Below are 12,244 nucleotides of genomic sequence, written 5' to 3' on the forward strand. Positions count from 1 at the left end.
GATGTGGATTCGTCGAAGGCCGCTTTCAAAAGCCCCTGCTCAAAGCCCGCACAGTCTTTCTACCTTTTCAAGCTGGAGCTTTTATGGACCTCGAAGACATAACCATATCCGGTTTCATGATCGTAAAGAACGTAGTCGTCCAAGGCTATCCATTCCTTGAGGCAATAGAGGCTGCCCTGCCCGTCTGCGATGAATTTCTGGTCTCCGACGGATACTCCATCGATGATACATGGAAGGCTTTAAAGGCCTTACAGAAAAAGTATCCCGGCAAACTGCAGCTTTTTCAAGACCCTTGGCCTGGGCCTGAGCTTGCGGTGCGTGGCGGCACACTCGCCCGAATGACCAACATCTTGAAAGGACGATGCCGCGGACGGTACTGCCTGAACCTCCAGGCAAACGAAGTCCTGCACGAATCGTGCGTTGCGGAGGTGAAAGCCCTGCCGGCCTTGTATCCCCGGACCGAGCTTTTTTCCCTGCCCTTTTCCACCATTATGGGAAACAGCTTTGTCTGGATGACGGATTTCAGAAAAAGGCTCTTCAAAAACGTGCCCTGTATCGTCTCGAAGGGCGACGCCTATGACGTGGGGTACGATCGTGCAGCGCTCCTCCGCCAACCCGGGACGCTTTACCGCCGCCTCCGGAACGCAAGAGGCCAGCCATACTATCTGTCCAAGGCGGTTTATCGTTACCGCGCGCTATTTCCCGACAACTACCTTGCCAAAACCTCAGCGCTCAGAGGCAGGTCTTATTTCTGGGGCAAGGAAAACCGTTTCGCCCAAGAGGCCGCTCGCCAGACTCAGGCGGAAGGTCAAGGGCCCGACGCCTTTTGGGAGAGGATGAGGATCTTTTTCGATCGTCAATATTATAAAAACCTCCCGCCAAGCATTACATTGCCGGAAGTGATCCCTCACGGATGCGGCGGGCCTGTTCACGGGTGTCCCGGGATCATGAAACATTTTATGAATAAAGAGACCTACGATATTCGAGACAGCCTGGCCGCGCTGCAACTCGAATTTTGAGCCGGAGAAGGTTCTCCCCCGGCCATCTGAAATGCAATTCTTACCGCCATACGGAAATTGTTCAAACGTCTGCCATGATTCATCTCTGAAGCAAAAAACATCTCCCACCTTCTCCATCAAACCGGAACCGTCGAGCCCATTTCAAGCGCTCGAGGAAATGACAGCGTCCGTGCTTCGCAAAGCCTGATCAGCTTCAGGGGCTTTTCTGATAATGGGATTCAACTCGGATTCAAAGAAAAAATAGGGTAAGCAGCAATGATCAGCGTTTTCCCCGAATATACGACTGCCAGGCGTGGAAACGTCTACCCCATTCGAAGCGATTTAAGAATCGTTTGATAAAAAATGAGCAGACTATAATAGAAATATTGAGCAATATAAGGTTATTGTCTCTAGCGCTGCGCAAGGCATTTTTGAAAACACTTAACGCCTTACTGTATCTGCCCGCTGAAAGCCACTGTGCACCAATACTAACATAAACATTGCCGTAAGCCAACGGTTTACACTGCATCAATTGCGGAGACATATTCGGATCTGAGAAGGCTTTATCAAGCACACGAACCCTGCTCTCAAGTATTTCATTAAAGAATGGCGATGATGATTTCGTGATATTGCCTGCATGACTCCTAAAGAAGGCCAGGATTTTATCATTGAATTTAAAAGTACAGTGCCTGGCGACACGCAGCCACATATCCCAATCTTCATTTCCATGAAGCGACGTATCGAATAATCCTGCAAGATCAAGGCAGTGGCGGCGTGAAACCACAGTTATATTGCAAGTGAAATCCTCGAAAAGCATACTCATCAGGCTGTCGTCCGGTAAGTGTGGCTCTCTTCCCCTGACTTCAGTCATTCTGTTCCCGTTCTCGTCGATCTGTTGAGCCTTTGCATAGACAACACCTGTTTCCGGTTCACGCTCAAGGATTCCGATCTGACTTGCAAGCATTTCGGGAAGCCAGATATCATCAGAATCCAGGCGTGCGATATATCTGCCTGAAGCGACCCTGAGGCCATGGTTCATCGCCGCACTGATCCCTGAGTGTTGCCGCTTGAAATATTTCACACGCGGATCACGGCAAGCCGCAACAACTTCCCCGGTATGATCCGTTGATCCGTCATCAATCACTAAAAGCTCAAAATCCGCGTACGTTTGCCGCAGCACGCTCTCGATCGCACAACCTATATACTTTTCACGATTATAGACAGGCATAATAACGGAGACCTTCATCTAAACCCCAACCGACTCAATCTCGATTTTACAAACAAGGAATTGAAAAAATAAACAAGGACTTGGTATTACTATAAAAAATGATGATACTTAGCCATAATTTACAACCACGGATCATTCTTCATATTGTTACCTCGACTGTCCACACAAAAAAACGTTTTCGATTAATCCACCCTCTGTGTCAATGTGGGTAAGACACGCCCCCCTTGAAAATTTAGTGTAGTGTCCATCCGGAAATGATTTCCCTATAGAACCCAGTTTCCAATCCGGAAATGAGGATTTTTGGCCAATATCAATGAAATCAAGCGTTTGCACGGAGGCGACCTGGTGGTCGCCGCACAAGCAAACGTGCAGATTGACGCCGAGATTGGTCAAAAAGACCATTTCCGGATGGAAACTAGTGTAGGGGGGGTAAGGATAATGGCTATGGAAAAGATATCCCAAATCCCACCAAGAAGAAGTCCTGAGCTCGAGGAACCCGGCCCGGTGCGGCGCCCCACCGCCAGCACGTAGCGGCCGAAGAGCCAGGTCGCCGCGACCCCCGCTCGCGCAGCCCTCGAAACGAGGGATGCCAGGTGATCGCGGCCCGGACGCCTCCCCGCGCTCGGAGAGCCACGATTTTTCCGGCCCTTATGTCGACCTGAAGACGGCCGGGAGCGAACGGCCTTTTCTGACGCAGCCTATGCAGGGACCACGGTGGTCCCCCTGAGCCCTTTCTGGAACCTGTAAGGCAGGCACCCGCGCCTTTACATTCTGGAGCGGTGCCTGTATGTTGCGGGGCGAAGCGCAGCGTATCGGGTGCAGACGGCGGTATAGCGTCCTTCCGCCCGCGCCAAGGCGGGGAAGCATCGCCTCAAGGGGAGCTAGAATGAACAAGACCGCCATTGCCACGATGGCACTCGGGAGAAGGCATCACGATCTTTTCAGACAGTGCAGCCAGAAAAGCTTTCGCCGTTATGCGGAAAAGATCGGGGCCGAACCCGTGGTCTTCGACCACCCCTTGGACCCTACGGCGGCCGCCCGCGGACGGCCGCCCGCCTGGCAGAAATGCCTTCTCCTCGATCATCCCCGGTTGCGCGATTTCGACCAGGTTGCCTGGATGGACTCGGACATCCTGATCAACGCCGAGCTTGCGCCCAGCATTTTCGAGCAGGTGCGGGAAGATCAAATCGGCATCACAGCGGATGTGTATCCCGACACATTCCCCGATATGGCTGCCTTCGCCGCTCATTACTACGCCCCTTTGCGGGCATCCGCCGAGGGCGTCCTCCCCGCCATGAACACGGTCATCCAGGGCGGGGTGTGGATCATGTCACCCCGGCACCACACGCCACTCCTTCACAAGGTCTACAGGCATGCCGGCAATCCCACCGGCGAAGCGCGACCCTACGAACAGCCCGCTTTCGGATTCGAAATCTACCGGGCGGGAGGCTATCGCTGGATCGATCCGCGCTTCAACACCATCGTCCTCCCCGAACTCATGGACACCTGGCGGCAATTCCAGCCACCATTCAAACGGAGGTTCCGTTTCCTCTACCTCCTGGGGTTGCCGGCCCTTTTCAGGCAGTCCTACGTCCTGCATTTCGCGGGTACACTGAACTACCTCAAAGCCGGCACCTACCTGCTCCGCGCCTGCGGATTCAGGGTGTGATCCCCTCCACAAGGCTCTACCCGTCGCACTGTGGTGAAAGCCCCCTTTGGACAAGCCAAGAGAAGATGCCCAGATGCAGGCCCTGTAAGATCCTGAAAGCTGAAGCGTACTCCTGGATGCGTAGCCGCGAAGCGGGATGAGCGAAGCAGAGCCGGTGCTCGTCTTTCAACGCCCGCCCACTGTGCCCGTGCTCACTGCCCCCCGATGTTGAGCGTCCCCGCGTGCCTGGGTGATGCCTCCCCGTCGAACCAGAGTTCCACCGTGTAATCGCGGCCCCCGCCCACAGCGTCGCTGATCTCCACCTCCACCCAGGTCATGGGTTTGGAGTCCACCCAGGTGCCGGCGTTGGCGTATATCGTCTCCGTCTCGCCCCCCGTGTACTGGAACGCCGCCTCATGGGTGTGTCCGAAGAGCACGATCCGCGGCGTGAAGGGATAGAGGTCCTTTATGTGGTCCGGCATCTGGAAAAGGAGGTTCGCCGCGCCGTTGAAGCTGATATCGTTCCGCAGCGCCTCCCCACCGGAAACGATGTTCCGGCGCGACGACCAACCGCTCAGGATCGTGTCGTAGGTCAGCCCGATCCCTCCGATGAACGGGTCGCCCACGAATGCGTCCACACCCCCCATGGTAAACCGGTCCCAGGCCCGGTGTCGTTTTCAAGAGCCTCGGCGCGGTTGAATTCTTCTCGGACGTATTCGGTGACCTCTTTATAAAGGATCGCCTCGGGGTCGGAAAGTTTGTAGGACACCGTGTAGGCGATCCACTCGGGAAGAAGCCGGGTGCCGTCGAACTTCAAAAGCCCTTCTTTGACCATGCGGCGCATGAGGTCGGATACATCTGCCGTGTAGACCCCATCCCGGAATCGGCCTTCGAATCGGTCCCCGTCAAGGAGCGCCATAAAGAACTGGAAGTCCTCTTCTTTCCCGTTGTGCGGAGTGGCGGTCATAAGGAGGAAGTGCCGGGTCAGCGTAGACAAGAGCTGCCCGAGCTTGTAGCCTTTGGTGTACTTGACCTCGCCTCCGAAGAAGGTCGCCGACATCTTGTGCGCTTCGTCGCAAACCACTAGGTCCCAGCGGCAATCAGGGGCTCGGAATTCCTGCTGGACATCCTCGTTCCGGGAGAGTTTATCCAGCCGCGCAATGACAAGGTTCGTCTCGAGGAACCAGTTTCCCGTGCGGGCGGCCTCGAGCTTATCGTTGGTGAGGATCTCGAAAGGGAGATGAAAGCGGTGGTAAAGTTCCTCCTGCCATTGCTCGGCCAAGCTACCCGGGCAAACCACCAGGCAGCGTTTGGCTGAAGATCTTCGAGTTTGCTCATTGGTCCACCACCTCACACAATCCTCTTCATTGCTAGGGAGGACAACATACGGCAGCCCCGAAAAGAGCGTTTGAAGTGTTTAAATTTTTTAAAGAGGTAATATAGGGCGTAGAATCTCGATTTTGTTCTGACTATGAACATCGACCTTCTCATTTATACCGATTCGTCGGGATAGTCAATTAGTTTCCATCCGGAAATGGTCTTTTTGACCAATCTCGGCGTCAATCTGCACGTTTGCTTGTGCGGCGACCACCAGGTCGCCTCCGCGCAAACGCTCGATTTCCTTGATATTGGCCAAAAATCCTCATTTCCGGATGGATACCAATTAAGAAAGGCGCCTCGCATGCAAAGAAAGCTTTTTTTCTTCCAGCCGAGCCGGAGGAAATCATCGAGGGCATTTACCCAGCAAGCAGAGGGCAGATCGATGTCTGCCAGGGTGATCATATGGACCAGTTTTAACGGATCCGGTCAAATGCGGGGAAATTTTTGTCAGTTGCGTCGAGTTGAAAAGGTATGTTTGCAGTTGTGAGCGCCAAGCGGCCGATCTCAAAAGGCTAGGAAGGTTTGAAGACTGGCGGAAAACCCTTTGGAATCCACAAGAATGTCATACCCACAGAGCACTCTGACGTCATTAGAGCAGGTTAAAATCGACGATCTTGCCGGATCTCTCCGATATAGGGGGTCGGGCGCCGGAACCCCTCGAAGGGGTCTTCATAAAAATGGGAAAAGGTGGGGAGAGGTTTCTAAGTGGGGAGAGGGTGGGGAGAGAAAAAGGTTCCATAGAAAAAGGGGCTACGGTTCATCACCGTAACCCCTTGATTTCGCTGGTGCCGAGACACAGAATCGAACTGTGGACACGGGGATTTTCAGTCCCCTGCTCTACCGACTGAGCTATCTCGGCGCGTCAGTGGAAGTCATTATAGGTTTGCGCTGAATGCAGGTCAAGCCGAAAGTTAAGGATGGTCTACTTCAGCCGGCTTTTTCCGTCCGGGCCGGTCTTCCGGCCCGCATCTTCGTCCGGGCTCCATTCTCCGAGGTCATCGGCCATATCGAGCGGGAGGAGGTCCACTTCAGCTTCGAGGAGGGGTTCCTCGGCGCCGTAGCGCTCCAGGCCGGCCAGCATCTCCGCCTTATCCTTCTCCCTGCCGACCGGGCCAAAATCCCAGGCAGGGGCTTCTATAACCGGCGGGGCGGCGTCGGATCCCGGATTACCAGTCTCAAATTCCTCCCCTCCCACCTCAACTTCGCTCTGCTGCTCCGGGATGACGTTCAGCCAGGAGAGATCCGCTTCAGCAGCATCAGGGGACTCTTCCCGGGAAAAAGCGAACCTGCCGCGATCCATCTGACCCAGCCCGGGTAAAGCATCGAGAAGCATCGGCGGGTCAGGGCGGAAAGCGTACAGTCCGAGGGAAGCCCGCACGCTCGAAAGATCCCGATGGCATTTGGGGCACTCGGCGCTGTAATCCTGAACGATACAACGGCATTTGGGGCACTTCATCGTTTTCATCCATCCAGCGGGAAACAGTGTCCATCCGGAAATGATGATCCAGCACGACCCGGTTTCCAATCCAAAAACGAGGGTTTTTAGCCAATCTAAACGAAATCAGACGGTTACGCGGAGGGACCTACTGGTCAATGTACAAGCAAACGCATCGTTTGAAACAGAGATCGGCCCAAAGACCCATTTCCGGATTGGAAACTAAATTTTACCCAGGCACTCTTCGATCGCCGATCTGGCCAGGGCATCGCACCGCTCGTTCTCGGGATGGCCGCAATGCCCTCTCACCCAGTTCCATTCTATACGGTGCTGACGGCTCAAGGCCAGCAGTTCCTCCCAAAGATCCCGGTTCTTGACCGGCTGTTTCAGGCTGTTGACCCAGTTTCTGCGTATCCATCCTGGCAGCCACTCTGTCATACCCTGCTTGACGTAATTCGAGTCCGTCACCACCCGCACCCGGCAGGGGCGTTTGAGGGTCCGGAGAGCCTCGATGACGGCCATCATCTCCATCCGATTGTTGGTCGTCATCTTCTCGCATCCGGAGATCTCCCGGGTCACCCCCCTGAATCTGAGCAAGGCGCCGTATCCCCCGGGGCCGGGGTTGCCCCGGCATGCCCCATCCGTGAAGATTTCTACAACTTCCTCCGCTTCAGACATCAGGGTTCGCCCGGTGAGCGGTTCTGGGATCTTCCAGGCCTATCCGGGTAAGGCTCTCCCGTCTTGGACCTCACCATCCCCCTGATCTGCAGAATCACTTGCGGCATTTCAGTATAGTTCGTTTTCAGCAGGAGAAAACCGCCGAACCGATCCGGCGATTGGGGGGTAGCGGTAAAATGCACCCTGTACTTCCTGTTCTTCTCCAACTCCTCGATGCGGTAGGCTACTTTGCCTTCAAGGTTGAAGGTCGCCGGGGTCAAGGTAAGCGGTTTGTCGAGCCCGGCCTCGAGATCGATGCTGTCCGTGAGCTGAGTGCCCTCATCGCCCTGGAGCAGGACGAAGCGTTTGGACATCCTCACAGGAGGCGCCGCCAGGGATTCCTGCCTTCCGGCGACACGACCCCTGATGCGGAGGGCGATTTCCGGCCTTTCCGGGTAATTCGTCTTCAGTTTCAGGACACCCTGAAAGGTCCCCGGGGTCTCAGGGGTCGTAGTGAAGGTCAGCTTGAATTTCCGGCCTTTCTCGATTTCCTCCATCTTGTACTGAACGATCTTATCGAGATCGAAAACGACGGGTTCGAGCGTGAGGGATTTGTCCATTTCGGCCCGGATCTCCACCTCTCGAGACACCGTTTCGTCTTTATTGGCCATCAGATATACGAAGGTGCTGGATAGATAAATGGGCACCTTTACCTCGGCCTTCATGGTCAGTGCGATCTCTGCATTTGCAGGATCATCGGTCTTCACGCGGGCCGTCTTGCTGATGGCGCCCTGATATCCCCTGGTGTTGATCTTGAGAACCACTTTTCCTTCCCCGCCCGGGGGAACGGCCTTGTCGTAGGTGGCCACCGAGCAGCCTCAACCGGTCCTCACATCCAGAACGTTCAGGGGCGCCTCTCCTTCGTTCCGGATCACGAAGGCATGCTCGATGACCGAGCCCTCGTCTACGCTCTTGAAGTCGAATGCCTGTTCCGGAACCACCGCCTTCGGGTGTTTGACATCCTCGGAAAAGACGGAGGCGCCACCGGCGCCCAAAAAAAGCAGAAACAAAAAGATCGTCCAAACCCTGCGCATAAACCAAACCTCCTTGTCACATAAACGAATGAAGTCAGCCTCCGCGGCCCCATCCCTCCTCATCCCCTCACCGTACGAGGGTATGATGAAGTTTATAGGTGAGCACATCGAGCTTGACCGTAAAATCGATGTTTTCGACGAGACAACACTCGGGCACCACAATGCGCGTCGGGGAGAAATTCAGAAGCGCGTGCACCTCCGCCTCCAGAAAAAGGTCCGCCACCAATTGGGCCGCCGAGGCCGGGGTCGAAATCACGCCGATCTCGATCTGCTGCTCCTTGACAGTCTTCTCGAGGTCTTTGATATCCTGGATCTGGATGCCGCTTGGCGTGAAGCGGCCGATCTTTTCCGGATCGCTGTCAAAGGCCGCCGCACAGACAAAACCTCTCGCTGCAAGACTTTCCTGCTGGAGAAGCGCCGAACCGAGGTTGCCGACACCGGCCACGGCTATCTTCCAGTCCCGGTTGACGGCCAGGATCTTCTTGATATGGATCTGCAGATCGATAACGTCGTAGCCGACACCCCTCACTCCGAATTCACCGAAATATCCAAGATCCTTCCTGACCTGGGCGGGATTCACCTGGCACAACCACGCCAGTTTGTCCGACGAGACCATCCTGTAGCCGTCGAATTCCAGGAGCTCCAGCTGTCGATAGTAGAGGGAAAGCCGTGTGATGGTGGCCTTGGGTATCTTGACCTGTTTCCGCAATGGGTTATCTCCTGAATTCTCTGACCTTCGGCCCGCAGCAGGAGCCTTCCCGGCTTGCCGAACCATTTATGAGTGTATGCTGAGAGCCCACCCAAGTCAAGCCTCTCGGCCCGTCAAGCCCCGGCTCACCGTCGGGAAACGATACGAATTGTAATGACAAAGGAGAGGCTTTTTGTGTAGAATTTTTTGGCTGGCTGTTTTTCAATTTTCTTCTCTGCACTGAGAAACCTGAACGATCTATGCGAAAAAAAACCCCCGAAAAGCCCTCCGACCCCGGAAGTTCTCGACAGAAAAGCCTTTCCAGCCCTGAGGAGGCTTTACAGCGCACGGGTGCCCCACTCTCTCCCGAGCCCCTGTCCAACGAGCGATACCAGGCCTTCGTCGAAAACATCGGAGAAGGGGTTTACGAAATCGACGTTCTGGGGCACTTCACCTATTTCAACAACTCGCTTGCCAGGATCTTCGGCTACCCGCCCGAAGAGATCCAGTATAGAAGTTTTTCCATCTTCATGGACGAGGCATACGCCCGCAAGGGGTTCGAAACCTTTAACAAAATCTATCGCACCGGCGAGGGCATCAACGACATGGTCTGGGAAATCCGTCGAAAAGACGGCTCCGCCCGCATCGTCGAGTTGTCCGCCAACCTCGTGATCAACCAGGCCGGAGAAAAATCCGGTTTTCGGGGGATCGTTCGCGACATCAGCGAAAGATACCGCGCCCGCGAGGCCCTGAAAAAGTCCGAGCGGCGCTACCGGACCCTCCTCGAGTTCGCCCCTTACCCCATCGTGGTCTTCAACCGCGAAGGCCTCGTCGGTTATCTGAACCCCTCCTTCACCGAGGTCTTCGGCTGGACCCTCGATGAGCTAAAGGGCAAGGAAATCCCCTTCTACCTCCACGGTCCAGGCGCGGACACCGCCGAAAGCATGCGGAGGCTTTTCCAGGAAAAGGGGCTGAAACGCCACGAAACCAAGCGGTTGACGAAGAAGGGACACATCCTGGATGTCGTCATTCGCGACACGGTCCTCACCGACGAAGCGGACGGCACCTACATGGAGCTGGTGATCCTGCGGGACATCACCCACGAAAAGCGGCTGGCCAGAAACACCGAGGCCCTCCTCCGCATCAGCATGGCCCTGCCACAGTACAACGAATTGGAGGACCTGCTCGACTACGTCAGCAACGAGATCAAGAACCTGGTCGACTCCGAAGGCGCGCTGGTGATCCTCCTCGACCGCGAAAAGAACGAACTTTTCTTCAAGTCCGGGGCGCATGACGATTCCGACACCGAGCGGAAGATCAAGGAGATCCGCTACCCGGCCGACAAGGGCGTATCGGCGGAAGTCCTCCGCACGGGGCAGCCGATCATCGTGCTGGACGCCTACAGCGACCCGAAGTTCTATACCATGGTCGACCGTCAGGCGGGGTTCAACACCCGTAGCCTCCTGGATGTCCCCCTGCGGGAGAAGGACCGGATCATCGGCGTCCTTTGCGCGATCAACAAAAAAAGCGGAGACTTCGACCAGACGGACATCGAACTCCTGAACATGATCGCCGGCACCGTTGCCCTCTCCATCGAAAACGCCCGCTTCGCCGAAGAACTCAAAGCCGCCTACAAGGAGGTCACCGCCCTCAACCGCGCCAAGGACAAGGTCATCAACCACCTCTCGCACGAGCTGCGCACCCCGCTCTCAGTCCTGGCGGCCTCCCTCACGATCCTCGGCAAGCGCCTGGCGCAGATTCCGCCCGAGAGCTGGCAACCCACGATGGACCGGGCGGAGCGGAACCTCAACCGTATTCTCGAGATGCAGTATCAGCTGGATGACATCATCCGGGACTCCGATTACCAGATCCACCAGGTGGCGACCATCCTCCTCGAATCCTGCACCGACCTGCTGGAGGCCCTTGCAGCGGAAAGAGAGGGCGAGGGCCCGCTGGTGGAGGCCATCCGAAAGCGGATCGAGCAGCTCTTCGTCCCGGAGGAACGTCCGGTTGAGCATATCCTGCTCCATGAGGCCATCCCCCGTATCCTTGACAAGATCGAACCACACCTTTCGCACCGCCGCCTGGATATTCGGCGGGATTTTACACCGGCGCCCCCTGTCGAGATCCCGATGGATGTCCTCGAAAAGGTGGTGACAGGCCTCGTCAAGAACGCCGTTGAAAACACCCCCGACCACGGGCGCATCGATCTGCACCTGCGCCAGAGGGGCAGGGGAACCGAGTTCACCGTTCAGGATTTCGGCGTCGGGATTACGGAAGACAATCAGAGGAGGATCTTCGAAGGATTCTTCTCGACCCAGGAAACAATGGCCTACTCCTCCAAACACCCCTATGAATTCAATGCCGGGGGCAAAGGGGCCGACCTCCTGAGGATGAAGATCTTCTCCGAGCGCTATCATTTCCGGATCGATATGACCTCGACCCGGTGCCGCTTCATTCCGCTCAACACGGATGTCTGCCCCGGAGACATCGAGGCTTGCAAGTTCTGCCGTGGGCCGGAGGACTGCCTTTCCTCGGGCGGCACCACCTTCCGCGTCTTTTTCCCCGCCTCCGGGCAGAACAACGCACCCGTCGAAGAGGGGCCGCCGGATCTGCCCGATGCCCCCCGAAGCGACGCACCCCAACCGCAACAGAAAGGAGTATCCTGAATGGCCTTGAATGAATCGATTCGCTCTGCCATGTTCACCCGGGTTGAGGAAGAGGGTTACGCAAACAAACTCGGCCTTCGCCTCCTTGCTGTCGACGAAGGATACGCCAAGGTCGAAATGACGTTCGATACAGTTTATGAAAACATTTTGGGCATGATACACGGTGGCGCGATCTTCTCCCTGATGGACGAGGCCTTTCAGATTTCCTGCAACAGCCACGGGACCGTCGCCGTGGCCCTTTCCGTCAGCGTGGTCTACCACAGCCCCCCGGAAACGGGGGCAACCCTCACGGCGGAATCCCGCGAAATCCATCGCTCGGCCAAGACCGGCACCTACGACATCCGTGTACGGGACGAAAAGGACCGCCTCATCGCCTCGTGTCAAGCGCTCGCGTATCGCAAAAAGGACCGTCTGCCCTTCCTTCCCAGCGGGGATGCCTGAGCGACA

At 56.0% G+C, this 12,244-nt stretch carries 12 protein-coding genes, 1 tRNA gene and 1 pseudogene; 5 read left to right on the plus strand and 9 right to left on the minus strand.

Annotated elements, in window-relative coordinates; translation table 11 throughout:
* The first annotated feature begins 83 nt into the window (after nt 1-83).
* Nucleotides 84-1,019 (plus strand): glycosyltransferase family protein, encoded by a 936-nt coding sequence (locus tag ACZ500_RS12230; protein WP_464232755.1) that lies wholly within the window; start codon nt 84-86, stop codon nt 1,017-1,019.
* A gap of 259 nt (nt 1,020-1,278) precedes the next feature.
* On the opposite strand, the gene ACZ500_RS12235 is transcribed toward ACZ500_RS12230, so the two are convergent.
* Nucleotides 1,279-2,244, minus strand: coding sequence for a glycosyltransferase (locus ACZ500_RS12235; protein ID WP_464232756.1), 966 nt, complete (start codon nt 2,242-2,244; stop codon nt 1,279-1,281).
* 129 nt (nt 2,245-2,373) lie between these two features.
* Nucleotides 2,374-2,628: a hypothetical protein gene (locus ACZ500_RS12240; RefSeq protein WP_464232757.1), complete on the minus strand. Its 255-nt coding sequence runs from the start codon at nt 2,626-2,628 to the stop codon at nt 2,374-2,376.
* Between the two features lie 484 nt (nt 2,629-3,112).
* On the opposite strand from ACZ500_RS12240, the gene ACZ500_RS12245 reads away from it, so the two are divergent.
* Nucleotides 3,113-3,895 (plus strand): hypothetical protein, encoded by a 783-nt coding sequence (locus ACZ500_RS12245; protein WP_464232758.1) that lies wholly within the window; start codon nt 3,113-3,115, stop codon nt 3,893-3,895.
* Between the two features lie 191 nt (nt 3,896-4,086).
* On the opposite strand, the gene ACZ500_RS12250 is transcribed toward ACZ500_RS12245, so the two are convergent.
* Both ACZ500_RS12250 and ACZ500_RS12255 read right to left on the minus strand, forming a co-directional pair.
* Nucleotides 4,087-4,512, minus strand: coding sequence for a hypothetical protein (locus ACZ500_RS12250; RefSeq protein WP_464232759.1), 426 nt, complete (start codon nt 4,510-4,512; stop codon nt 4,087-4,089).
* 17 nt (nt 4,513-4,529) lie between these two features.
* A pseudogene (locus ACZ500_RS12255) lies at nt 4,530-5,189 on the minus strand (DEAD/DEAH box helicase); the annotation flags it as partial.
* Nucleotides 5,190-5,408: 219 nt separating this feature from the next.
* Here ACZ500_RS12255 and ACZ500_RS12260 point away from each other — a divergent pair.
* Nucleotides 5,409-5,741: a hypothetical protein gene (locus ACZ500_RS12260; protein ID WP_464232760.1), complete on the plus strand. Its 333-nt coding sequence runs from the start codon at nt 5,409-5,411 to the stop codon at nt 5,739-5,741.
* A 296-nt stretch (nt 5,742-6,037) separates the two neighbouring features.
* On the opposite strand, the gene ACZ500_RS12265 is transcribed toward ACZ500_RS12260, so the two are convergent.
* The 5 genes from ACZ500_RS12265 to ACZ500_RS12285 form a co-directional block, all read right to left on the minus strand.
* Nucleotides 6,038-6,113, minus strand: a tRNA-Phe gene (locus ACZ500_RS12265).
* Between the two features lie 63 nt (nt 6,114-6,176).
* Nucleotides 6,177-6,710 carry a hypothetical protein gene (locus ACZ500_RS12270; protein WP_464232761.1) on the minus strand — a complete coding sequence of 178 codons (534 nt, stop codon included), beginning with the start codon at nt 6,708-6,710 and terminating at the stop codon, nt 6,177-6,179.
* 201 nt (nt 6,711-6,911) lie between these two features.
* The gene (rnhA, locus tag ACZ500_RS12275; RefSeq protein ID WP_464232762.1) at nt 6,912-7,367 is read right to left on the minus strand and encodes a ribonuclease HI; all 456 of its coding nucleotides are present in this window, start codon (nt 7,365-7,367) and stop codon (nt 6,912-6,914) included.
* Complete coding sequence (locus ACZ500_RS12280; RefSeq protein WP_464232763.1) at nt 7,367-8,440, minus strand: OS_HP2 family (seleno)protein; 1,074 nt, start codon at nt 8,438-8,440, stop codon at nt 7,367-7,369. Before ACZ500_RS12280 ends, rnhA begins: the two co-directional genes overlap by 1 nt.
* 67 nt (nt 8,441-8,507) lie before the next feature.
* The gene (locus ACZ500_RS12285) at nt 8,508-9,149 is read right to left on the minus strand and encodes a redox-sensing transcriptional repressor Rex (RefSeq protein ID WP_464232764.1); all 642 of its coding nucleotides are present in this window, start codon (nt 9,147-9,149) and stop codon (nt 8,508-8,510) included.
* Between the two features lie 239 nt (nt 9,150-9,388).
* Here ACZ500_RS12285 and ACZ500_RS12290 point away from each other — a divergent pair, with 239 nt between their 5' ends.
* Both ACZ500_RS12290 and ACZ500_RS12295 read left to right on the plus strand, forming a co-directional pair.
* Complete coding sequence (locus tag ACZ500_RS12290; RefSeq protein WP_464232765.1) at nt 9,389-11,797, plus strand: PAS domain S-box protein; 2,409 nt, start codon at nt 9,389-9,391, stop codon at nt 11,795-11,797.
* On the plus strand, nt 11,798-12,238 hold the full coding sequence (locus tag ACZ500_RS12295) for a PaaI family thioesterase (RefSeq protein WP_464232766.1): 441 nt from the start codon (nt 11,798-11,800) through the stop codon (nt 12,236-12,238).
* Nucleotides 12,239-12,244: the final 6 nt, after the last annotated feature.

The sequence above is a fragment of the Desulfatiglans parachlorophenolica genome (assembly GCF_055394735.1).